The 24616-nt window shown below is 46.3% G+C and carries 23 protein-coding genes and 1 pseudogene; 8 read left to right on the top strand and 16 right to left on the bottom strand.

The annotated features are described in order from the left end of the window. The first annotated feature begins 244 nt into the window (after positions 1-244). The 4 genes from QF041_RS24935 (at position 245) to QF041_RS24920 (ending at position 3583) form a co-directional block, all read left to right on the top strand. Positions 245-1021: an ABC transporter permease gene (locus QF041_RS24935; protein ID WP_074096504.1), complete on the top strand. Its 777-nt coding sequence runs from the start codon at positions 245-247 to the stop codon at positions 1019-1021. Beyond that, positions 1018-1818 carry an ABC transporter permease gene (locus tag QF041_RS24930; RefSeq protein WP_133387183.1) on the top strand — a complete coding sequence of 267 codons (801 nt, stop codon included), beginning with the start codon at positions 1018-1020 and terminating at the stop codon, positions 1816-1818. Before QF041_RS24935 ends, QF041_RS24930 begins: the two co-directional genes overlap by 4 nt. Positions 1819-1840: 22 nt before the next feature. Then, on the top strand, positions 1841-2809 hold the full coding sequence (locus QF041_RS24925) for an ABC transporter ATP-binding protein (RefSeq protein ID WP_074097049.1): 969 nt from the start codon (positions 1841-1843) through the stop codon (positions 2807-2809). A 96-nt stretch (positions 2810-2905) separates the two neighbouring features. Further along, entirely contained in the window at positions 2906-3583 is a 678-nt protein-coding gene (locus QF041_RS24920) for a succinylglutamate desuccinylase/aspartoacylase family protein (RefSeq protein WP_307416046.1), read from the top strand. Between the two features lie 87 nt (positions 3584-3670). Here the strand turns inward: QF041_RS24920 and QF041_RS24915 are convergent, their stop codons facing one another. The 11 genes from QF041_RS24915 to QF041_RS24865 all read right to left on the bottom strand — a co-directional run bounded on the left by QF041_RS24915 (position 3671) and on the right by QF041_RS24865 (position 14299). Then, positions 3671-4726, bottom strand: a complete 1056-nt coding sequence (locus QF041_RS24915; protein ID WP_307416045.1) for a serine hydrolase domain-containing protein — start codon at positions 4724-4726, stop codon at positions 3671-3673. Positions 4727-4884: 158 nt separating this feature from the next. Then, positions 4885-5286: a MerR family transcriptional regulator gene (locus QF041_RS24910; protein ID WP_307416044.1), complete on the bottom strand. Its 402-nt coding sequence runs from the start codon at positions 5284-5286 to the stop codon at positions 4885-4887. 26 nt (positions 5287-5312) lie between these two features. Continuing rightward, entirely contained in the window at positions 5313-6800 is a 1488-nt protein-coding gene (locus QF041_RS24905) for an alpha/beta hydrolase family protein (protein WP_307416042.1), read from the bottom strand. Positions 6801-6884: 84 nt separating this feature from the next. Next, the gene (locus QF041_RS24900) at positions 6885-8447 is read right to left on the bottom strand and encodes a glycoside hydrolase family 32 protein (RefSeq protein ID WP_307416040.1); all 1563 of its coding nucleotides are present in this window, start codon (positions 8445-8447) and stop codon (positions 6885-6887) included. 42 nt (positions 8448-8489) lie between these two features. Further along, positions 8490-9317 carry a carbohydrate ABC transporter permease gene (locus QF041_RS24895; RefSeq protein ID WP_307417049.1) on the bottom strand — a complete coding sequence of 276 codons (828 nt, stop codon included), beginning with the start codon at positions 9315-9317 and terminating at the stop codon, positions 8490-8492. Beyond that, complete coding sequence (locus tag QF041_RS24890) at positions 9317-10201, bottom strand: carbohydrate ABC transporter permease (protein WP_307416039.1); 885 nt, start codon at positions 10199-10201, stop codon at positions 9317-9319. Before QF041_RS24890 ends, QF041_RS24895 begins: the two co-directional genes overlap by 1 nt. Before the next feature lie 148 nt (positions 10202-10349). Next, positions 10350-11675, bottom strand: a complete 1326-nt coding sequence (locus QF041_RS24885; RefSeq protein ID WP_307416038.1) for an ABC transporter substrate-binding protein — start codon at positions 11673-11675, stop codon at positions 10350-10352. 161 nt (positions 11676-11836) lie between these two features. After that, a complete protein-coding gene (locus QF041_RS24880) occupies positions 11837-12817 on the bottom strand; it encodes a LacI family DNA-binding transcriptional regulator (RefSeq protein WP_307416037.1) in 981 nt (326 codons plus the stop codon). Between the two features lie 92 nt (positions 12818-12909). After that, positions 12910-13353 carry a FixH family protein gene (locus QF041_RS24875; protein ID WP_307416036.1) on the bottom strand — a complete coding sequence of 148 codons (444 nt, stop codon included), beginning with the start codon at positions 13351-13353 and terminating at the stop codon, positions 12910-12912. Positions 13354-13372: 19 nt separating this feature from the next. Beyond that, positions 13373-13822 (bottom strand): disulfide oxidoreductase, encoded by a 450-nt coding sequence (locus tag QF041_RS24870; RefSeq protein ID WP_124118173.1) that lies wholly within the window; start codon positions 13820-13822, stop codon positions 13373-13375. A 126-nt stretch (positions 13823-13948) separates the two neighbouring features. Beyond that, positions 13949-14299, bottom strand: a complete 351-nt coding sequence (locus tag QF041_RS24865; RefSeq protein WP_307416035.1) for a winged helix-turn-helix transcriptional regulator — start codon at positions 14297-14299, stop codon at positions 13949-13951. Positions 14300-14424: 125 nt separating this feature from the next. On the opposite strand from QF041_RS24865, the gene QF041_RS24860 reads away from it, so the two are divergent. Continuing rightward, on the top strand, positions 14425-15057 hold the full coding sequence (locus tag QF041_RS24860) for a nitroreductase family protein (protein WP_307416034.1): 633 nt from the start codon (positions 14425-14427) through the stop codon (positions 15055-15057). 62 nt (positions 15058-15119) lie between these two features. Here the strand turns inward: QF041_RS24860 and QF041_RS24855 are convergent. After that, positions 15120-16741: pseudogene (locus QF041_RS24855) on the bottom strand (copper amine oxidase N-terminal domain-containing protein). A gap of 335 nt (positions 16742-17076) precedes the next feature. On the opposite strand from QF041_RS24855, the gene QF041_RS24845 reads away from it, so the two are divergent. Beyond that, positions 17077-17283 (top strand): hypothetical protein, encoded by a 207-nt coding sequence (locus tag QF041_RS24845; protein WP_017692174.1) that lies wholly within the window; start codon positions 17077-17079, stop codon positions 17281-17283. A gap of 200 nt (positions 17284-17483) precedes the next feature. Further along, entirely contained in the window at positions 17484-18593 is a 1110-nt protein-coding gene (locus QF041_RS24840) for a stalk domain-containing protein (RefSeq protein ID WP_307416029.1), read from the top strand. A 122-nt stretch (positions 18594-18715) separates the two neighbouring features. Here the strand turns inward: QF041_RS24840 and QF041_RS24835 are convergent, their stop codons facing one another. The 3 genes from QF041_RS24835 to QF041_RS24825 form a co-directional block, all read right to left on the bottom strand. After that, positions 18716-19372 carry a hypothetical protein gene (locus tag QF041_RS24835; protein ID WP_307416027.1) on the bottom strand — a complete coding sequence of 219 codons (657 nt, stop codon included), beginning with the start codon at positions 19370-19372 and terminating at the stop codon, positions 18716-18718. A gap of 35 nt (positions 19373-19407) precedes the next feature. Then, positions 19408-20460, bottom strand: coding sequence for a hypothetical protein (locus QF041_RS24830; RefSeq protein WP_307416026.1), 1053 nt, complete (start codon positions 20458-20460; stop codon positions 19408-19410). An 84-nt stretch (positions 20461-20544) separates the two neighbouring features. Further along, the gene (locus QF041_RS24825; protein WP_307416025.1) at positions 20545-22260 is read right to left on the bottom strand and encodes a DUF6138 family protein; all 1716 of its coding nucleotides are present in this window, start codon (positions 22258-22260) and stop codon (positions 20545-20547) included. A gap of 299 nt (positions 22261-22559) precedes the next feature. Here QF041_RS24825 and QF041_RS24820 point away from each other — a divergent pair, with 299 nt between their 5' ends. Then, the gene (locus QF041_RS24820) at positions 22560-22802 is read left to right on the top strand and encodes a DUF7662 domain-containing protein (RefSeq protein ID WP_124118181.1); all 243 of its coding nucleotides are present in this window, start codon (positions 22560-22562) and stop codon (positions 22800-22802) included. A gap of 122 nt (positions 22803-22924) precedes the next feature. Here the strand turns inward: QF041_RS24820 and QF041_RS24815 are convergent, their stop codons facing one another. Then, positions 22925-24577, bottom strand: coding sequence for an extracellular solute-binding protein (locus QF041_RS24815; protein ID WP_307416023.1), 1653 nt, complete (start codon positions 24575-24577; stop codon positions 22925-22927). Between the last annotated feature and the right edge of the window lie 39 nt (positions 24578-24616).

Here is a 24616-nt window from a genome sequence, read left to right as displayed (position 1 = left end):
GCGGTTTATTTAAAATTTGAATATTTCACATTGTAAACGTTTGCGATACTACCTCTCAATTATAAATGAACGGATAGAGCGTTGTCTTGTGGCGCAATCATGAACACCCCTGTTAATACCATTATTAGCTAAAAAAATGTCTTGCCTGTGAAGGAATAAATTGGTATGCTGTTGTCCTTCTCTCTTTTTCGCCTTGACTGAAGTGAACGGAAACGCCGTTCAATCCACTTATCGGAGGTGTCACATGCTTTATTTCACTCTGGCTTCCAAAGCCTACTCCCGGAATCTGCAATACCGCGGGGCACACATGGTACATAACTTGGCAAGCGCCATGTTTGGTTACATGTATGCCTGCCTCTGGATCGGCATCGGGGCCGACCATAATCTCGGAGAATACGGGACACAGGGGATGATCAGTTACATTGCGTTCACGCAATCCTCACTCTGGATCTCGGGTTTTCTCACGAACGGATTGGGTATTCCCCTATCCGTCAGGACAGGGCAGATCGCACTGGATCTGATGAGGCCTGTTCATCTGTTCACCCACCTGATGGCACGCGAATGGGGGCAGATTGCCTACCAGTTCGTGTACAAAAGTATTCCGATCTACCTGCTCTTCTCCATTGTCTTTTCCCTGCATTGGCCCTCAGACGTTTCAACACTATTCTATGCCGCACTTGGTCTTGCCGGCGCCGCATACTTATCCATCTGCATGAACTACATCATTGGTGCCACGTCGATGTGGACTACGGAGTCCTCCTGGCTTCACTGGGGCAATCACGCGATGATGAATCTGCTGGCTGGTTTTTTCATTCCGCTGGAGTGGCTACCGAACTGGCTTGAACAACTTGCCTGGATATCACCCTACCCTTTTCTGCTCTATGTACCTACCCGAATCTATCTTGGTTTCGAAGATGGCTCCTTGTTATGGGGAACCTTGCTTTGGTGTGTCTTCATGACGTTGATCTGTCTTGCAATCACTCAAGTGTTACGTCGTAAAGTGGAGGTGCAGGGCGGATGAAACGGACTTCCTGGTTCAATTTATATAAAATGCTGATTCGAACAAGCATCCGCAGCCGGATGCAATACAAGTTCAATTTCATCATGGCGTCTGTACTGGCCGCTTTAATTCAGATCTCCGAGTTTCTGATGGTTGCTCTCGTGCTGCACAAATTCGGAGCAATTAAAGGTTGGTCCCTCCATGAGATCGGTTATCTCTTTGCCATCATGACGTTATCCAAAACACTGTATCGGACATTCGGTAATGAGGTTCATCATTTGGAAAAATATCTGGTTAATGGTGAGCTTGATCAACTGTTAACTCGTCCCATGCCCGTATTGCTGGCACTGCTGCCGCAAAACTTCCGCATCATGGCTGGGGAAGTCCTGCAAGGCGGGTTCATTCTCTGCTGGTCTTTGGCAGGCATGATGCACAGCGGACAGATTGGCTGGATAGCCATTCCCTTCTCCCTGCTCATTATCCTGACGGGCGCAGTCATTCTCTTTTCCATCGGACTTGCTACCGCCACACTCGGATTCTGGACCACACGTATCGAGGAATTACAGACGATCACTGAAGATGCCGCACGAACGGCTGCCCAATATCCGCTAACGTTATATCCCAAATGGATGTCTGGCATTCTGCTAACGGTGATTCCGGTAGGATTCGTCAACTACATTCCGTCACTCTACCTGCTACGGGGTGAAGGAGGAGCGTGGATTCTTGTTGCTGTTGCGGCGGTTGCCGTACTGAGCCTGGCTGCAAGTCTGCGTTTCTGGCAATTCGGCATGACCAAATATCAAAGTACAGGTAGCTAAGGAGGCGTAACGAATCATGAACATGATCACAGCAAGGCATCTGCAAAAGGAATTCAAAACTCCTGTTATCCGCGAAGGACGTTTCTCAGGTCTACGTACGTTATTTTCACGTGAATATGTGTCCAAGGAAGCGGTACGCGATATCAGTTTTGATATCGGCCCAGGGGAATTTGTGGGTTACATCGGTCCGAACGGGGCTGGCAAGTCTACCACGATCAAAATGCTGACAGGTATCTTGCACCCAACCTCGGGTGAGGTAAGGCTTGACGGTATGAACCCGCATCAGGATAGGCGCAGGACCGTTGGTCGACTGGGCGTTGTGTTTGGACAGCGCAGTCAGCTCTGGTGGGATCTGCCCGTGAAAGATTCATATGATATTCTGGCCGAGATGTACGGCGTCCGTGCCGAGGATAAAAAGAAACGGCTGTCCCAGTTCGCCGAGCTGCTGGACCTTGAATCGTTCTGGGCCACGCCTGTCCGCAAGCTCTCGCTTGGACAGCGCATGCGTGCCGATCTCGCAGCTTCCATGCTGCATGATCCTGAACTGCTTTTTCTCGATGAACCGACGATCGGACTGGATGTGAACGCAAAGCGGAATATTCGTCAATTTTTACGTACATTAAATGAAACGTTTGGCAAAACGATTCTGTTGACCACACATGATATGGACGACATTGAGCAGTTATGCAGCCGGGTCATGGTGATTAACCACGGTCAACTGACATATGATGGCACGATCTCGTCGCTTCGCGAAACCATCGGACTACCTACGCTGATTCGGGTAACGTTCCGAGGAGCGTTTCACATCCCGGATGTTGTGTCGTCCGCGATACATATTACAGGAGTGGAAGGGCAAATTGTCACCGTGGAAGTGAACCGGAAGGAATGGAGCACAATGAACATTCTGAAACAGTTGGAGCACTGGGGTGAGATTGAAGATGTAGAGATGAAAGAACCCGATTTTGAAGATATCATTCATCGGGTGTATTAGTCGGCCCATTTTGTGAGGAAATAGGATGAAGACCTGTTCTTACGCCGTTACATGAAAGAGGGACATGGCGTACTGTAATAACGGAGGTGAAGCGTCATGCTTGTAACCAAACATGTCCTTCTAGCATCCACCGTACACGCTACTCCCTACTTCATTGTACGTGGCATGATGCCGGGACCCGTGATGTTCATTACATCCGGGGTTCACGGGAATGAAACGGCGAGTATGGCCGCTGCGCAAAAACTCGCAGATGATATTGCGACAGGTCGTCACGCCATTCAGCGAGGGCTGTTAATTATCGTGCCACGTGTGAACCAGCAAGCCTACGCTAAGAAAATCAGAGGCAAGCCAGATCTGAATCGTACGTTTCCACGTCGTATGTCAGGCAAGGCCAAGCATCCCCTCGCTGCGGCAGTTTTTCAGCTGGCGCGTGAACATCGGGCCGACTGGTGGCTTGATCTGCATGAAGCCAACGGCCTGTCTCAACTGAGTTCACGAGTGCTTGGACAGACGTTGATCACCAATCCCGGCAGTCGGACGATTCCAGCTTGCAGAAGAGTTATCGAACGGATGAATCGGTCGATTGCCATTCGTGATCGTCATTTTAACCTCAAGCAGCATGAATTGCCGGGATCTGCCCGTACAGCGGCTTCAAGACTATTACAAGCCCGTTCCGTCACAGTGGAGACCTGTTGGAGTCTGAAACGCTCGACCCGTATCAAGTATCAGACGAAGATTGTGCACCATTTTCTGCGTGAAGCGGGTATGTCATGATCAAGACTATTAAGATAGAACGAAAAAAAACCTCCAACAGAGAGCGCCGAAGTACATCCTCAGGTGCTCTCTGTTCGAGGTGTTTTTTTATCTCTGCATCATTGCTTCCAATATTTTATTACCCACAGGGTCTAGCGGCATGAGTGGATAAAGGTCTTTTTTAGTTATAAACTTGAATATCGCATCCAGATACTCATCCACAATTGAGGCTGATCCAAAACAATAATTGGACAATAATACGATGCCTATACTCTGTTCCTTATTTATAGCCAAATAACTGGAGAAACCAAATGTACCACCGTTATGCCAGAGTATATTCTGATCCGAGATGTTATCACTAAACCAGGCGTAATGATGGGTTGAATCTCCAATCATCACAGACATATGACTTTGTTGTATTGCAGAGGCTGGCGGATGATCTTCATTCAGGTTGGCCTGTACAAATAAACACATATCGTGAAGAGATGACTTGATCGCCCCTGCGCCTTCATGTACACCCGTATCCCAGTGAGGCATCTTTTTCCCCGTTGACGTATGTCCGTCCACAAATCTGCCATTCTGTTCTGCATTCAGCATAGCTGCTGTCTCCGTCATGTTTAATGGACCTGTGATATATTTTTTCAGCAAATCATCATATGTACTGTCTGATACTTTACATAGGATATAACCTAGTAAGCCCACGCCGGTATTGGAGTACTCAAATGAACCCATCTGATCCGTAAAGTCAGCATCCGATAAAAAAGCAAGTAAATCATCCTCCGTATAATTTGAATACGGATTGTATCGATTTTTCTTCGAGGACAGGTTTGTGGCAACTCCGGGTAATCCAGAGGTATGCGTCGCAAGACTTTTTAAGGTAACCTTATTCAAATAATCGTTTTTACCGTTGTGTATGTACTTGCCAACCGTGTCATCCGTGGAAAGCTGCTGTTGACGTTCTAATTCTAATAGAAGGATCGATGTAAAAAGTTTGGTTACAGAGCCGATTTCGAACAACCTATGTTCAGGAGCAGCCACGCTCTTCTTTTTGGGATTGCCCAATGAATGATATTCGATATCTCCCTTTGTAATAACGCCAATCTCAAGATGCAGATGTTTTTTTCCTTTGATGTAATCGGATACAAAACCTTGTAAATCCCTCATAGAAAATGTTACTCCTTTTGTTGGTGTGAATTTCATTATTGAAATCACGATAACCACCATTATGTATTGGCAAACTACACTATGTATTCGTTTTAAATCTCCGATTCCCTGCTCGATAGTCCACGAGTGTTTTCTCCTAAACAGGAAAAGAGCCGCGATTACGGCTCTTTCTTTTGCACCCTGAACGATTGAATATAATTGTCGATATCGTCCTCCGGTGTATGCAACAGTCGTGCCAGATGAATCTGCATCTGTTCCAGATGGTCAATATGTTTCTGAATGTCAGCGATGCGTTCGCGTACAAGGGTTTTTAACGTATCCTTTTCCATGTCTTCCTGGCTGAGCAGTTGCAGGGTCTCTTGTATCTCCTTTAAGGAGTAACCCAGCAACTGGGCATCCTTAATGAACTTAATTTTGACCAGATAATCCTCGGTATACACCCGATATCCGTTGGAGGAACGACGGGGAGCAGGCAGAATTCCACTATCTTCGTAATAACGGAGGGTTGCCATACTTACACCGGTACGCTTGGTCAACATTCCTCTTGTCATGGTTTCCATGCCTACGCCTCCACCTTTCTGCGGACTTATTGCGTTTGTTTGTTGCGTATCTTGGTATACGTGGCATCATAGGTGACCTCGGGAAATTGCGCTGAAGAACCTTGCAGCAATGGCTGCTCTTCCCCTTTCAGATAACGGTCAAAGAATGCCAGCGCATAGGATCTGGTTATATCCACATTATGTTCTGGCGTCATGCCTCTGGCAAACATTTTTGGTGAAATTAACGAAATATCCGTAAAGCTTTGATGGAACAAATTCTCCACTGTCAGATAATAGGTATCATTAAGACTATTTGACATCACCCGATCCAAATCAGGCTCAAACTCGGGATAAAATACTTTATCCTTGGCAGTGGCGTCCGGGTCCAGACTTTTGGCTGTCCCACCCGACATGATATACATAAACGGCTGTTTCAAGGCTGTTGTGGATACTTCACCCCAGAAACCGCCTTCCAAACTAAGTCCTGCTTTGAAACGGTCATCCTGAGCCAGCGCTTCCGCCGTGGTTGCACCGCCGTAGGAGTGACCCGTGATTCCTACATGATCTAGATCAAGCTTGCCTTGGAACAGTTGATTCGGGTCATGTGAATTCCACTGGGTAAGCGTATCGAGAACAAAGCTTGCATCATCTGCACGGATACCTATACCATTTACATTATATTGATATAATTCCGCTGACGTTGCAAATTCAGGGTCAGCCTGATAGGAGACTGCACGTCCATCGGGGAATATCACTTGTGCTGACGTATAAGGGTGATCTATCCCCACGACAATGTAACCATGGCTAACCAGTTCCTCAATCATCGTCATGCTCTGAAAACGGGCTGAGCGGATACCCGGCGAGAATAGCAAAACCGGATACTTGCTTTGGACGGCGGACATCTCAGCTCCTTGCACCACATGTGTTGGAATGGTATCCAGATAACTGAACACCTGAGACGGAATGCCAAACACCAAACTGATCGCTTCCCCCAATTCAGCAGGGTAATGTTCTAACGCCAGTCCTTGGGCGGACTTCCGATCCACCGGGTACCACACATTAATCATAAGTTCCCGTTTATCTCCTGCCTCGGGTGTTTTGGTCTCTTCGCGAGATTCATCCACCAAGTGTTGTGAGAACGTGCCAATGGCATATGTGCCGGTTGGTTCAGGCATCGTAAAAGCAGGTAATAGCCAGGTCAGTATGATTGAACCTGCACTGAAGGCCAGAACCAGGATCGATACCAGCGTCATCTTTATTCTTGAAAGACGGTCGGGTCTCCGCACGCTCTGAACATAACGATCACCGCAGTATGATTTCATGACTTGAATGATTAATGTAATGAATAATACAAGTGTGACGATATAGGTTGGTATCATCTGCACGCGAAATGAATTGATCAAGCCATGCAGAAGCACTGTCAGAATCAGAGCTGTGAGTGTCCCCATTGTCATTGCCCGGCGCTTCGGAAACACCAGCATGAGTACCGTAGCAGCTACGGTTACCAATACCAAAATCCATTCCAAAATTCTCATTATTCAGCCTCCAATATTTCTTGATAAAAAAAGAATAAACCTTGAAGTATACTTCAAGGTCAAGGCTGAATTTTAGATAGAATTTTATCGGGGAATTCGTAAATCCCATTTGCGAAGTTCGGTCAACGTACACGTTCCAGACGAGAAAGCCTTGATACCTGTTGAGTTCCGCCCTGGATAGATCCGCCCTGTCATGACTTGTTCTCCCTGCTGAATGAACACCTCAACGGAGCTGACATCCATAAAAATATGAAGTTCCAGTTTCCCATCAAGCAGTTCCACTGTCGCAGCTCGTTCGCCCCCCGGCCCTTGTCCGGCCTGCTCGCGATTCAAGCATAAACGACGTTGCTCTACATCATAGGAAATCACGGTTTCTTCATCTTCACCCGTGCGCAGCTTCAACCCGAAGTGTTGTGCCTGTTCCGCTTCAAATACAGCATACAGTTCGTAACGGTCTCCACTGATTCCAAGATCAAGATCATGTCCTTCACCACTTAAATGTATACCATACTGCTCGTTGCCTTCCGACCTGTACTGTATAAGTTCGGGAAGCGGCTGGAATATCAAGCGTTCTCCCTTACGAATTAGTTGTCTCGGCAAAGTCATCGCTCCAGCCCACGCATGGGACTGTTGTGTCGGGATTTCCGTTTCCCATGTATCCATCCAGGCCACCATGATTCGTCGTCCCTGTGCATCCTCCATCGTCTGAGGTGCGTAAAAGTCGAAGCCACAGTCCAGCGGAACGTACTGCTCGTACTTCAGCACACCCTGGTCTTCATCCAGCGTTCCCATCATATAAACGGTCGAATGCAAGTTGCGGTAGTTATCTCCCTGTGCAGGCATGCGCTGCGGAGACATGATCAGCACATCTCGGCCATCCAGTGTGAACAGATCTGGACATTCCCAATTGTCGCCAAGCGTCCCGTCACTCTGGGCCATAACGTTGACATAACTCCAATTCAGCAAGTCCGTTGAGCGGTATAACAAAATGACACCTTTGCCAGCAGCATCATTTGATCCAAGGACGCAATAGTACACACCGTTTCGTTCAAACACTTTCGGATCACGGAAGTCCTTCGGACTGGTATGCTCTGGGATTTGATCCAGCCGAATGACCGGATTCATCGCGCTTTTGACAAAATCAATCCCATTGTCCGAGACAGCGATATTCTGTGTCTGCAAGTAATCGTTATCCTTATCGGGGCCAGTCACGACATGTCCCGTGTACATCAGCACCAACTTGCCATCCTGCACGATTGCACTGCCGGAGAAACAGCCTCCACTGTCGTAGCTCTGATCAGGTGCCAGTGCAAGAGGCAGATAAGACCATGTAACCAAATCACGGCTCACCGCATGGCCCCAGTGCATCGGCCCCCATACTGGTTCGTAGGGATAATGCTGATAGAACATATGATACATCCCATTGAAGTATATGAAACCATTGGGATCATTCATCCAGCCCACCTCTGGCATCAAATGATAGGCCATTCGATAGGTTGGATCAACCTGATGTCGATGCGCCTTGATATATGCGTTGGCCCGGGCGAGTGTATAACGCTCCTTCGTTTGAGCCGAAGAACTCGTCAGTCCAGGGTCTGTCTCTTGCCTTGTGTCCATTCCCTGCTTCTCGTATCGTTCCTGATTCATATGTCCTTCACTCCTGTCTCTCTCTCTATCACCCAACTGAACTTATTTGATAGCCCCTTGCATGACCCCCTGAATAATGTACTTCTGCGCAAACAGATAAACGATCAGGACAGGCAGCAGGGTCAACACCAGACCAGCCATCAATGGACCGTAATCCACTGTGTATGTCCCATAAAAATAAAACGTGGACAGCGGCAGCGTTCGCTGCTCGGATGAAGTCAGCACCAGGGAAGGCAGCAAAAAATCATTCCATATCCACAATACATTCAGTACGCTAATCGTTACGGTTGTTGGCAGTAACACCGGCAGTACGATACGGAAAAAGGTCTGCACTCTGCCGCAGCCATCCATTAAAGCCACTTCTTCAAGCTCCAGGGGAATACTTTTGATGAAGCCATGGTAGATAAATACGGCGAGCGGACTGCCAAAGCCAATATACATGTAGATCAGCGACCACTTGTTGTCCAGCAGGCTGAGCGATCCGTATATTTTAACCAGTGGAATCATAATGGCCTGGAACGGAATAATCATCGCAGCTACCATCAGGAAAAAGAGATACTGATTCAGCTTGCTTTTGTGACGAACAAAGTAATGTGCTGTCATCGCCGCAAAAAGAGCAATCAGTAATACACCTGCAATGGTAATGAGCAACGAATTGCTGAAGGCGGATACATATCCCATCTTGTCAAACGCATTGACGTAATTATCGAATTGAAAGGAGCTTGGCAGGCCCAGCGGATCGGAGGTAATTGCCTGATTAGCCTTGAACGAATTGACGATTAGAAGCACAAAAGGAAATACAAACAAAATCATGACAATGATTAATGCAATAAACTTCATCCAGTTGAGAATGCGCGATTGTCCAGCCATCATGCCTCGACCTCCAGTTTTTTGCTGAAATAGACCTGGAGCAATGTAATGGCGGCTACAAGGATAAACAGAACAAAGGCTTCTGCCTGACCCAATCCGTAGTCACGAGCAAGAAAGGCCTGCTCATAAACATGCATGGATACCATCTCTGTGCTCTTGAAGGGCCCGCCACTGGTCAAGGAGACGTTCAGATCATACACCATGAATCCCCGTTGCAGTGACAAAAAGATGCATACAATAAACGAAGGAACCATCAGTGGCAATACAATGCGCGCCAGCATTTTGCGATTACTTGCCCCATCAATGCTGGCTGCCTCCATAACATCCTTCGGCACATTCATCAGTCCTGCAATGTAGATAACCATCATATAACCGGCATACTGCCAAACGGTCACCACAACGAGAGCCCAGAACGCTTTATCCGGATCAGCCAACCAAGAGGTGGAGAACAGCGTGAGATTCATTTTTTGTCCTGCAAAGACGAGTACCTGATTAAAAATAAACTGCCAGATGAAACCTAGCACAATCCCGCCCACCAGATTTGGCAGGAAAAATCCAGCCCGAAACCAGCCCTGTGCCTTCATTCCCCGGGTTACAGCGTAAGCGAGCAGGAAGGCAACCGCATTGGTCAGCACAACGGTAATAAATACGTACTCCAGCGTCATCCCGAATGATTTCCAGAACACGGTGTCCTTGAACACACCGATGTAATTATCCCAGCCAACAAAGTTTTGATCGATGGCAATGCCATCCCAGTTCGTAAACGTCAAATAAATACCATACAAAAATGGAATAATCATCACTGTAGCAAACGCAAATAATGTCGGGCCAGTAAAGATCAGGCGGGTACGCAGACGTGTCCATAATCCTTTTTCGGTCAGCATTGTCAACCTCCACTCTATCCAAATGATTAGCCTAACGGTTATGCCGGAAACAAGTCGAACAGACCTCATGTGGAAGCTGTACGTTCATCATCTCCGGCGTACCGCAAGTCTCTCTCTATGTGCTGCACAGGGCTAAGAATAAATTCCTTTATTTCACGTTGCTCCAGTATGCCTGAATTTCGCTGGCAAGTCCGGCACGGTCAATGACGTCAGCCAAATATTTCTGCATGGACGCACCCAGTTTGGACCAGTGATCCGCAGGAAGTGTACTCATTGATTCCTCGATTTTTCCTGCCTTGATGTATTCACTAATGGATTTGCCAAGTGGATCGGTTGGCTCCAATGTAATGTTGCTGAATGCCGGAATAATACTGGCTTGATTCACCAGGAAATCCTGACCTTTTTCGTTATAAACGATCCAGTCCAAAAATTTCTTCGCTGCTTCCTGCTGCGCTGGTGTGCTCTTTTCCTTATCCAGCAATATTCGTTTGGATACGGCAGCAGAGATTTGCGTATTACCAAAATCATCTGGATTATTGCTCACAGGTACCGGGAGGAAGCCATATTTTCCATCTGCTGTATCAAAGCTTGAAATTTGTGGCCATGCCCAGTTGCCCTGGAACCAGATGCCAACCTCACCCTTGCCAAGCACCTCAGGTCCACGCTCATAGGTTCCAGACAGTGGAGAAGCCTTGTCAATATTGTAAGTTTTCATCAGATCAAATGTATCTAACAAGCCATTAAATACGGCGTTGGAAGCGAGGTCCACTTGACCAGCCTTCAGATCGGTAATGAATTGATCCACCTTCGCACGGTCCGGCGACTGCCCACCATATGCAAGCCCAAGATAATGCGCACCAAGCGACCAATCCATCGGAGATACAATCAAAGGTGATTTTCCAGTAGCGGCGATCTTTTGGAACAGCTCATCAAGCTGTGCAGTGGTCTGTACAGACTTTGGATCAAATGTCCCACCTACCGCCTGATCCAAGACATTCTGGTTATAGATGAATCCATATCCCTCAATAGAGAACGGAAAGGCATAATTTCTGCCATCAAACGTTGTAGCCGCTGTGCTGTTCTCCACAGCATCCTTCATCCAAGACTCGGATGTGAGATCCAGAACACGATCCTTGAATTTCTCGACATCCCCTGTATCCAGCATCATCATCGTTGTAGGGCTGCCGGAGGCATACAAGGCGGACGCTTTTTCAAACGGAGACTGTCCACTGCCTACGGGTACAATTTCAAGTGTGATATTTGGATTTTCGGCATGGAATTCTTTAGCCGCTTGTTCCAACTGACTGTTAATTTCCGACTTGGAATTAAGCAAGGTGATTTTGACACTCTCACTGCTGCTACCCTCTGAAGAGGAGTTGGACTCCGTTGCTGCTTTACTTCCACATGCCGACAATACAAGCATCATAATCAATGACAATACCGATAATTTCATCCATCTCTGTTCTCTTTTCATCTTGTTATGGCCCCCGATCAATAGTTTAAAAGGAAACGCTTACAAATCGAATTATAATGTCAAAGGTTTGACATGTCAATCGTTTGACATATCATTTTAAAAAAAATATCGTGCCTTTATTTTTCCGTTGCAAAAGGACGAATATGAAAAAACGACCTGTATCAGGTCGTCTCTCTCTCCACGATGGTAACCGGCAAAATATGCTCCATTTCGATCTTCTCTTCCGCGAGTTGGCGCCGAATCAGATCAATCGCCAGCTTAGCCATGGCCTCCACCGGCTGCCTGATCGTTGTAATGCCAGGCACCGTATACGCTGCCGCACGACTGTCATCATAACCTATAATAGCGATATCGTCGGGTACCTTGCGCCCACCTAACACGATCTGCTTCAGCGCATGCACCGCCATCAGATCACTCGTAACAAAGAGCCCGTCCACCTCCGGGTGCTGTGCAAGCAGCTTATCCACCAATTCTGTATACTGATGCTGATCAAACACATTCAGATCGGTTTCATGAATCATGACCGGTTTGACTCCATGAGCCTGCAGTGTATCAACGAAACCTGTCGTCCGGCGATTGGACAGCATTTGCAATTCCAAATTACCGCAGATATGTGCCAAATGCCGTCTGTTCTTCGCGAGCAGCAATTCAGCAGCCATAACCCCTCCCTGATAGTTATCAGATGAGATAAACGGGATGTCTTCACCGATCTTACGATCAAAGGTCACGATTGGGGAATGCAGATTCATATACTCATCAACTTCCAGTGTATGACTTCCCATAATAATGCCATCCACGCGATTACCCTTAAGCATTTCCACATATTCACGCTCTTTTGAAGGGTCCATGTGGGAATTGCATAACATAATTTTAAATCCATTCTGGTAAGCATGATACTCAACATAGCTAGCCAGTTCTCCAAAAAACGGATGGGATACATCGGGAATAATCAAGCCTATTACATTTGATTGCTTACGCAGAAGAGAACGGGCAATTTCATTGGGTCGATAGTTCAGTTGGTCCATGGTTTGATAGACTTTGTCCCGAGTCTTCTGACTGATATATCCCCGGTTGTTTAATACACGCGAGACGGTAGTTACAGAAACTCCTGCCCTGAGTGCAACATCATGAATAGTTGCCATAACACCCTCTTTTCCTACAACATTCTTCATACCTTTAACATTATAAACCTATTGCTAACCCTGAACCAAACCCTTGGTACCCGCCCGTTGCTTCATTCCGCTACAATTCTCGCTCTCGGCATGCTATGCATAGCTCCGTGCGTAACATGGACCTGTACCACATACGTACCTGGTTCTTCAAAGGTATGCTGGATTTCATACAGCCCTTCCTCTGACTCATTGGCAGTAATAGCCCCTTGATTCTCCAGTTCGTCCGCTGTCATCATACCTTGTTCCGGAGATACAGTAGGCGGATCATCAAGCTCATTCCAGATCTGGAATTGCACATGGTCAGCATGACTTAACGGTGCATCTCCCTGTGTAAGCTTCACCTGCAACCGTGTTGGTTTATGAAGAGAAGCTTTCTCTGGAACGTCAAGTTTCACCTTGATCATCTCTGGTATCTCGCCTGATTGTGACTGTTCCTCATAAGAGCATCCCACGGTCAGGAGGAGCAGAATAATAAAGGGCATGAACCAACGAGCTTGTCCGCTCATCACCATCTATCCTTTCTTATTAAGAAGATTTTGGTGTTTTGCCGATACCCCACAACATCACGATGATGATAATAAAGGCGATCAGTGCCAGTAATGGAATCGTGATGAAACCAAACCAGTTCAAATAGTCGGTATAACATGGAACCTTACCGCAAGCGACGGCATTACCTGTAGCCGAAAAAATACGCTGGATTGTTACATGATACAACGAAATGCCGCCACCGACGAAACTAAGTGGGAGTACGTATTTGGTGATGCCCACGTCATCCTTAAAGTAGGCAATGCCCAGCAAGATGGTTAGTGGATACATGAATATACGCTGGTACCAGCATAGATCACATGGAAGATATCCCTTGATCTCACTGAAATAGAGGCTCCCCCCTGTTGCAATAACGGAAACGGCCCAAGCAACAAATAACCGGGTATCCACATTTCTCGCTGGGCGCTCCGATTTTGATGATGTACTCATTCCTCTGTCCCCCTCTTCATTTTGCTTATACCAAATTATCATACATCATTCTAGACTTCATCGGCTATTCAAGCGTTATGTAGGTCATTACTCGATGATTATACCAAATATTTGGAACTTTTGGGTTCATTCATGATCACATTGAATATGTTCATCCTGATCCATACCTTTGGACCTTGCGTACGTATTGCCCCAGTCGCACATCGTGTTCAAGACCGGAACGAAGGATCGTCCGAGATCAGTTAAACTATATTCTACTTTTGGCGGGACTTCCTTGAATATTTCCCTATGTACGAGGCCATCACTCTCCAACTGTTTCAATTGGTCGGTTAAGACCTTTTGTGTAATTCCAGGTATCAGTTCATAGAATTCCTTGGTTCGCACCGATTGTTGGCTCAGAAAAAAAAGGATAAGGCACTTCCATTTCCCGCCAGCGATATCCATGAAAATATTTATTCCGGTATTATATTTAACCAATGTGCCGTCCCTCCTCAATAGATACTTTAAAGTGGCTATCCCACTTTTTTGTGCGTTATTTTCTCATTTGTTAATGCCTACTATAATTCAAGGGAGTCCTAAATAACAACGATGGAGATGATCTCATGAGTGTACAATCCGTTTTGGAACATAGGCGTTCCGTTCGACATTTTGATTCAAGTTATACGATACACCCGGAGATTCTCACTTCATTCATTGAATCTGCAAGCAAGTCACCCAATGGGAATAATATTCAAGCGACCCGGTATTTTATAATTGATGACCCTGATCTCCGGAGCGCATTACTACCTATTGCTTACAATCAGCAACAGGTGATCGATGCTTCCGCTTTGATCGTCATGTTAGGGGATTATCAAGCATTTGAAGCGGATAACATCATCAGAATTCACGAAGAAGGCTTTCAGTCGGGCTTTTTTGATGCATCACTCCGAGATTATCTGGCGAATGCGGCACTACAATACTATGCAAATAAATCGGATGAAGAGCTCAAGTTGGAGTTAACCCGAGATGTAAGCCTAGCATCCATGTCATTCATCCTGCTCGCTAATGAGGCTGGTTTCGAAACCATCACAATGTCAGGTTATGATTCCGCTCAATTAAAAGCCAGCTTGAATATTTCTGAAAGATACTTGGATGTCATGCTGATCGCTGTTGGTAAAGCTACGAAAAATGGACATCAAACGGTACGTCATCCTGTTCATCAAATTATGTATCGAAACACAATGACCTCCTTATGATGAACAAAAAGAGCTGCCGTATGAGGCAGCTCTTTTTGTTTTAATCTTATTCAAACGTTGTATTACATCGATTTAGTCAGCGTAATGGAACCATCTTTTTGTGCCCATTTCACGTCCCAGTTCAGAAGTTCAGCAATGAAGCGCAGAGGTACTTGCGTACGTCCATCTTTGTTTACAAATACAGTTGCACCCACATTTTTCTTCACGCCGTTTACTTCCATAACGTTGTTGTTCACCCAGAATTCAAGGGTATCATCGCCAGCCATTACGGTTACTTGTTGTGCTTTTTTGTCCCATTTCACCGTTGCACCAATACCTTCACTCAGGAAACGCAATGGAATGTATGTTGTGTTTTTCCAAAGCACTGGTGTGGTATCCATGTTGGTTGTTTTGTCGTTAATTTTCAGCATTTTGCTGTTCAGTTGCATCCACACCGTTGTCATTTCTGGCGCTGGTGCAGGTGTTGCTGGCTCTTGGAATTTGTCATTGAATTGAGTCACGATCGCGTTACCCAGGGCTTGACCTACACCAAACATCACTTTGAAGCCTTCACGATTTGTTGTGTACGAAGCATCATAGTTACCTGCTGCATATTGATTCAATACGTTTTGTACTTGATTTTCATGTGTTGTCAGTGCTTGTTGTCCTGCTGCTTTTGGCAGATTGCCAGCTGTTGCAGAATCCAGGAATGTAGCGAACTCTGTTGTGAATCCAGCAATACGTTTCTCTACTGCTGCACGAGCAGTAGCATCGTTGTTTTTAACGGCTTTTACATAGTCGCTTTGTGCGTTAACGTGGTTCGTTACCCAAATTTTCTCGAAAGCATTGGCACCATCGTTACCGTAAACGGAAGCAATTGCTGCTTTGAAGTCAGCTGTGTTTCCAGCTTCAGTTGTAATCAGTGCATTGGAAGCGGCTGTACGTCCATCAAATTGCTCTTGCATTTGCAGAGCCGAAAGCGCAAAGTGTTCGGAAGCCAAGTGGTTGAGTGCAGATCTCAGATCAGCTGCTTTGGTATCCGCTTTGGTGTTCTTAAATTTCTCAGGCATTTGTGTGGTAATCGCCGTGGAGAGTGCTTTACTTACATCGAACATTTCTTTGAAACCTTCACGGTAAGCCTTGTATGCATCAGCGTAATCTCCAGCTACATACTCATCAAATACTTTTTGCACGAGATCTTCATGCACTTGCAGAGCCTGTTTGGCTGCTGCTTTTGGCAACTTGCCTTCGGTTGCTGTGCTCAGGAATGTAGAGAACTCATCCACGAAACCGTTGATGTTTGCCTGTGCTTGTTTGATTCCAGCCTGGTTGCCCATTTTGGTTGCTTTCACCAGATCATCTGTGTATTTGTTATGACACGGAAGATGCGTTCGAACTCTTTGGCACCTGCCTCACCGTATAGGGAAGCGATTGCCGGTTGCATATCCAGTGCATTCTGGTCGAGTGCTTTGTAGGCTGCATCTGCATCTTTTGCTCCGTCATATGCTTTGGCCATTGCCGTTACTGCGAGTGCAAAGTGCTCGGACAACAGGTGGTCCAGGTTTGCTCTCAGGTCAGCCGCAGGTGTGTTCACGGATGCTTTCATCATGGTCATTGGTGTCTGTGGTGCGGAAGCTGCTCCAGCGATCCCCGGCATCAACAGTGTCAAGCTAAGTACAGGTGCGATAAACTTCTTCATCTTCATTTTCATTACGTGTTCACTCCTCGATTATGTTTTGTGTATAATTTCTTTCCTCGTCGTCGTCTTCATAGGGTGTAACGCAGGGTTCTCTATTCTGGATCACTCTGTGGGCAAAAAAAATCGCAGCCTTCAGTGAAGAAAGCTGCAAACGCCTGTTGTATCAAGGTTTTTTTGAATTAAAAAAATATAAAATTATAGTGATCTTTCCGATCCAAGACTACATACATACTGTAAGACAGATACTTCATTTACCTTATTTTCTCAACTAAAGCTTACATCAAAGGTTATCCTGAAGTACAATAAAGACATATCATATTATTCGCGAAGGAGGTCCATTCATGACCTGGTTGCCTTATGTTTTAATTGTGGGTATCGCCTTGTTTGGAGGTATTGCTACCATGATCATCGGAAATTCCAAAGCCAATCAGACCAGCAACCCCGAATATGACCGCCGCACAAAGCAAAACCTCAGTAAACTTTCCTATGTGTACGTTGGTGCGATTGTACTTGGTTTTGGCGGACTAATCCTCTATCTTTTTAACTGAAATTATTCGATTCGGCAAAGAATACGTTCAAACACGCCAAGCAGCTTCCGTTTTCGTTCTACATTCTCCGTATATATACACATGTTTACAAGTTGGAGATAATTCAGAATTATTCTGGATATGTTCGGGGTTTAATATAAAGCCATAAGGGACAGCGAGCCCATTAAACAAAACTAACCCCCAACTTGAAGGAGAGATATATGATGAAAAAAAACATGAAGAAATCCGTAGCAACGATGATGGTACTGGGCATGACTTTAACAGGAGCAACGGGCGTATTCGCCGGAACACAACTGGAGAAAATCTCTGCATACCTTAACCATGGAATCAGCTTTAATGTCGATGGCGCGGCTTACTCACCAACGGATGGCAATGGCAACAAACTTGCGCCAATTACTTATAACAACTCCACTTATCTGCCTGTACGTGCGCTTGCCGATGCACTGCATGTACCCGTATCCTATGACGGCAAAAAAGGACAGGTCATTATCGGCCAAGCTACCAGCAATCCATCAGCTTTGACGAATGTAACGTACAGCGCAGCACAAAAAGAGGCGATTCAAAAAGCTTTTGCACAATTCGATGGGTTCGAGACCGCTTATGCCCCTCAGCAGATGATCGCAGGTGACACGTTCAAAAGTGTAGGTGCGGGTGGCGACGGCGTCAGTTTTGTTTTCAACCATATGAAAGTGGATGTGTCTCCAAGAGATTATTCGGACGGTTATACGAGCAAAGACGTGAAACTGTCCAATGGTGTTATTGCCAAATGGTACACACCAGATCAAACGGGCATGCTCACATTCCAACTGGATGATCGCTACGTTACCCTTAGCTCCCCGGATCATAAGCTGAGCCAAGCTCAGTTGCAACAAGTCGCTGTCTCTGTTCAAAAAGCCAACAGCAACAATGATCAAGGGATCACTGCATTCGCAGATGTGAACTATAGCAAACAACAATTGGATAACATTCGCAAAGCATTTGCGAAGTTTGACGGGTTCACAACAGCCTATGCCCCACAACATATGGTTGCTGGAGATACGTTCAAAAGCGTAGGTGCAGGCGGTGATGGTGTAAACTTTGTTTTTAATCGTATGAATGTAACGGTATCCCCTAAAGATTACTCGTTCAGCTATGATGGCAAAACGGTAAAACTGCCTAATGGCGTATCAGCCAAATGGTATACACCAGACCAAACGGATATGCTCACGTTCAAGCTGGATGATCGTTATGTAACTATCAGCTCACCGAATAATCAATTGACTCACACTCAACTGGAGCAAATGGCGGTATCTGTACAAAAAGTGAAATAAACAAAAATAAACACACATCATTTCGGTCCCGCTCCATGAGCTGGGGCTGATTTGATGTGTGTTTTGTATGCTCAAGCTCTGCTACAAAGACCTCTTCCTGTTCGTCTGTCCCTATCCTGCAATTAACTCTCTGCCTTATTCATGACCTGGCGAAGCCAGTAATACCGATGCAAGTCCATGATAAAATGAAATACCACAAAAGCCAGCATAATGTATACACACATTAGCACAACAGCCACAGTCTGCTGTGTAACAAAGGCCAGTGAAATATTGGCCAGAAGATATGCCCCGCCCGTAATCATCGTAATTGTGGCAACAGGCACACCCGTGCTTTTATCCCCTTTTTTACGCTGAGGGGGCTGCTTCAGCTTACGCAAATGAAACTTCACGTACTGGAACAAGGCAAAACCATATACCACAAATGATCCAATGGCGTACCAAGGTGTCGACAGACCAAGTGTCCCGTAGGCAAACTTCTGTATAATCACCATAAATCCCACAGAACAAACAATGCCAAATACGCCTCGGAACAATACATAATTCAGTTGGAGTCTGCGTGGGGCAGCAATCAGGGCAATAGCCCATATATTCATAAAGGCTAGCGGTGGCAAGAGAATATACGCATACAGCGATTGGAACGGGACACTGAACACGGGAATAAGCAGAAATACGTTAAGAAAAAACAGGACAAGTATGCCTGCACTCAGCCGAATACCATCTACCGCATAGATAACATAAGGTGAATCATCATACGGTTTTGAACGTTTATTGTTCGCCATTATAACTCTTCCTTGATAGATTCGTTTCGTCATGACTACAATGCCAGTTCAGCCAAACGAACAACCCTGCGATACACCATCGCATCCATCAAATCCTCCCAGTCGAGTTCACTGGCATTAACGTCTCGATAATAGACCGCAGCAGCAGGCAAGAAACCAACCAGCGGCCCTGTACCACCACATATCAGGCTACCGCCGTCTCCGCCTTTGGGCATTACGTCTCCACCCGAATCCAGTGTAAGCTCATACTTGTAGGGATCACCGGCAAATTTCACTCCGAAGAAATTCGGCAGTTCCAGATCATAAGGACGATCATCCTTTTCTTCCACCCGTGAAGAGGCAGGTTCTGTCGATTCATCCACAATCTCATCCACGCCTTCCAGACTACCAAAGTGCTTCAATCTCATCGTATAGTCGAAGCTGTCTCCCCAGGGAAATAACGTGCGACAACCGCCGCCATAGATATACTCCCATTCGTCTTCGGTCAGCAAACCAAAACCCGCCGCGGCTTCCTCCCTCACAACGTCTTCCGACTCTATTCCTTCGTTGAACCACAGGATTCGGACTTCATTCTCACTTTGGCGAATCAGACGAAATTGTTGATGCAATTCATATTCACGTATTTCCGATTGCTTAAACTGCTCCAGTGCTGACGGGAAATCAGGATTTTCCTGTGCAAATGCTTCCTCCTCGGACACTTCAATCCAGCCAAGTGAGATCAGTTCGCATTCAACAAGCAGCGGCGCAATGTTGACCGTTCTTACAGGTGACATTTGACTCGCCAGAAACGAATCCACGTCCTCCACACCATACTCACTGACCGTTTCATGCAGGTCGGCTGAGGTCTCTTCGTTCATACCATGCTGCCAACGATCCCAGCCGAGCGTTACCCGATCCCCAGGCACAAACACAAATCTTAGCCCATGCTTCGTGAATACACCCGTCTCCATCCGCTGACCAAATCGTTCAAATGTCTCGAGACCCTCATATACCATATCATCTGGTAACGGACGGACAAGCTTACGCATCCATGCCTCTTTGTCCTGAGCATTCAACGCCTGCCACATGTCTCGACTCAATGCTTCCACGACTTCACCCACCCTTCCTTATGCACTTTTACTTCTCTAAAATGCTTTACTTACACAGCAATCTCACTTGTCTTGTTTACATTTTTATTTCCCCGCGGCCTGCAACAGTTCCAGCAATAATTCCTTCCGTCTTCCCTCCGCTTTGCGAGCGAGCGTTGTTAGCTTCTCCACCTTGCCAAAGATCGGATAGAGTACACGTTCCGCTTCAAAATGCTCAAGTTCTTGAATCTGTCTAACCAACAGTTCGAGTATCTCCTCATTCTCCAGCTCGGGCTGAATCTTCAGCTTCAGACTATCGGTCGAACGACGCAAACTGGCGACTAACGCAGGTATGGCTTGAGCCGTTACACCCTGTTGTTCTACAAATGCCGCAATGAACTTATCCTGAATCAACTGATGCTCATCATCCACTTCGCCCATGTAATATTCAACCAGCGGGAAATACCGCTCATCCACGAGCCCCAGCCCAAAGGTTGCATAACTGCCTGGCATACAGCTTTTCTCTCCCTCGGCATCCTCGTAGAACTCAAACTCCTGGATAGCCTCACGCGCATACTCTTCCAGGAGTGGATGCAGCTCCGGGTACTCCAGTGCATTGGCAAAGAATCGGTGGGTATCCGACTTCGCGAGTCCTTTGATCGGCAAATACTGCTTTACGCTGGACTTGAGCTTGATCTTATAACCTTTCGGAAAGCCCTGTTTCAATAAATGAGTGATAAAGGTAAGTGCCTGTTGATAGGCACTTGGCTCTTCCTTACGAATGTGGATGGTCATCAGAGCAAATACATCATTTGCTTTGCATTCCACTTCTTCCGTTTTCACATGAATATCGTCCTTCGCATACGTCCCGCTACCTTCTATCATCATACGTGCTGCACGACGGCTACCGAGTTGCTTCGCGAGTTCCAAAAAAGTCACACCTTTGGGTTTGCTATAACTCGGCTCAAAACGTAGAATCATGACCGCCGCATATAACAGCAGATCGATTGGTTGAGTCCCGGATGTTTGCTGCTCCCCATGCTCGTCCGAATGTTGGCCTGTCTGTGTTTCAATGTTCGATTGAAGCGTTGCTCCGGGCTTAAGTGAATATTCATTGGTACGGTAAGGCGAAGACTGTACATCATAATACTGTGACAAAAACTGATTCTCCGCCCATGCCGTCACCGCACGAGTAATCTCACCACGATGTTCCGCCAGTGCATCCGGACGCGCCTGATTCAACTCTTGAATCCGGTCATACTGCCTGATCGTCCATGCTACATCCAACTCCGGGAACAGCTTTGGATCGAGCAGATGACTCGTCAAAAAGAAGGATTCCAATGGCTTCGTTGGATATGTACTGTTCTCCAGATTCTTGTCTACATAGGTATGAATACGCTCAAGGAGCAGCTGTCTTTTCTCTTCGTTTATCCATTCCAATAAAGTCAGTTGCAGCTTGCCTTCGGTTGTTGGAAATTTCCCTCGCAAGGTGAAGCGGTAGTCAATCAACGGAGTATCTGCCAGCTTGTCCAATCTTCCCTGAACAACCTCTACAAGCTTAGGCCTGATCTCGTTACGTACCTGTTCCTCGGTAAAGGCTCCTGCCTGCTTTGATTTCACATCATCATCCAAACCCAGATCCAGGCTGTCTACCGTGGTCCGTCCAGGTCTGTAATCCAGTACAATATCATTAAAAATACCCATTTGCAGCGTGGTTCGCTTCACAACACTTTCCAAGTCATCCCGCTTTTCCTGTTCATCAAACCATTCATGGATCGTCGTGATCATCTCTTCCATCGCCTGGTCATAAAGTGTACTCATCTAATCTCCTGCCTCCCCATGCATCTTATGATGTTCATCAACCACACTTGAACCTCTATAAATCCCGGATCAATCCGAGGCATCTATGTTATAAATACGTATTGATGTTCGTATATTACCTATTATTTTACTCTCTCAAGCTCACTCGGAACAATAAGGCTTACGCACGGTTGCTTGCTAGTAAGAGAGATCTACGGATTCCTTTTTTTTTCATAACTATGTACGCTCTCGGTATGCCCTCGCTATCGTCATCCCCACGTTGTATAATCATTGTATTCCTTTTCAGGAGGTCTGACAGAATGAGCTACAGCAAATACTTCCCCTTGGAAAACTATTTGAATCAAGTTTCAATCACCCTTACATATGCAGAGCTTGAGGAGATTCTCGGATTTACGTTACCCCCTACAGCGTATAATCGCGAACAATGGTGGGTGAATAATTCCATGAATCATACACAGGCACTATCCTGGTTGAATGCCGGATGGAAGGTGGAAAATGTGATTTTAGGAAAACAAGTAACTTTTGTGCGCTGCGAGTCATAATCGATCTGTACGATATAGATTAATAGTTATAACTCCAAGAGCTCTATTTTTCCATAAACGTTATAGGAAACAAAAAAGCAGGGTAGACTGATGAATTCATCAGTTCTCCCCTGCTTTGTAAATTAATTAACTGTCTTATACCACTCGTTTACTTCGGCGGTAATATCCTCGCCACCCATGGACTTCCACTTCGTTACAAACGCATCAAATTCCTCAATGCCTACCTGACCATAGATGATCTTGCTGAACGTATCTTTCTCCAACTTGTCGATCGCGTCCTTCTTCATTTTCATCGTCTCGGTTGGTGCCCCGGTGAACTTATTCTTAATGGCGTTATCTTTATTCGCAACAACCACCTCAGCGGCTACAAACACTTCCGGTTTGTTGGCAATTTTCGTATTTTTCTCAAAAGGAGTCTCCGGTTCCTTGCCCTTCGCAAGTTCCGCCAGCGTATCCATCATGAGATTTGGAATCCGTGCACCATCATACGTAATTGTATATTTGAGTGGTGATACGCCGTCCTTCACTTCGGCTTCACCAACAACTTTGCCATCCACGATGTCATAGTCATATCCTTGCGCGAAGCCATGTTCGAACTCGCTGCCCACTTCCGGGTTGGCGAAGTTGTCGAACAGATAATTCTGATACGTGAAGAAAATCTCCGGGTTCGCCATGTCTTTGTTAATCAGCAACACCCCATTGCTCGCACCAGAACCATGTTGGTGGCTCTCACCTGTTGGTCCTGTAGGTAAGGCAATGGCCTTGTACGTGGCACCGTCCACATTTTTCTTCACATCATCAATCGGCCAGTTTGGCATCCAGTGTGGTCCCACGATAATGCCTGCTTTACCTGCGGTGAACAATTCTGCTGCCTTGATCTCGTCATAGACGCCTGCTTCTTTGGGCAGGTAACCTTTGGACAACCAATCTTTCATCGTTGCTAGGCCTTCCTTCACACCTGGCTGGATGGAGCCATATTGCAGTGTGCCGTCTCCAGCATCATTCCACTGTCCAGGCATCGTGTTGTACATGCCGAAGATCCAGCCGGATTCCGTCATCCACGTATTGAGCGCATTTTTCATGCCCACGGTCAGACCATACGTATCTTTCTTACCGTTCCCATCGGGGTCCTGATTCGTAAAAGCATCCATGACCGTAACCAGTTCATCCATGGTTTTTGGTTCTTCCAGCCCCAGTTTTTTCAGCCAGTCTTCCCGAATGAACATGACCGAATCGCCGTTGTAGGCATAATCGAAGATTGGAATGCCATAACGCTCGCCCTCATACATGTACGGATACCATTCCTCGGGTGCCGATTCAGATGCCTGTTTCCATGTGTCCGAAGCATACTTGTCAAACAGCTCGCCTGCATTCGCAAATTTGCCGGACTCAATTAATTCCCGTACCAGATTGTAGTCCCCCCGAATGGAGACAATATCAGGCAGTTCTTCGTTAGCGGACAGAGACAAGCGTAATTTCGTGTAAAATGCATCATTGGTCACCGATACAGCCCACGGTGTGGTCAGATCGATGCCAAGTCGTTCCTTGGCCCATTTCGTATGCACATTGTTCTGTGCCGTTTCCCCGTTCTTAAACTTCGTGTCATCATTCCAGGCCCGCAAATAACTCATCTGTACCGCTGGTTCATACTTCCCGTCTTGCAGAGCAAGTGGTGCAGCGGCTTCCTTCGCCGGTTCTTCCTTGGCCCCCGAACTACATGCCGTTACGGCAAACATCGTGATTGCAAGCAATGCCGTCATCATTTTTCTATACATGAACTAACCCCTCCTCAGGTAACTTGGATACCCTTATGT

Source organism: Paenibacillus sp. W2I17, assembly GCF_030815985.1.
Taxonomy (GTDB): Bacteria; Bacillota; Bacilli; order Paenibacillales; family Paenibacillaceae; genus Paenibacillus.
The sequence above is the reverse complement of the archived record's forward strand: the minus strand, read 5'-3'. Positions and strand labels throughout refer to the sequence as shown.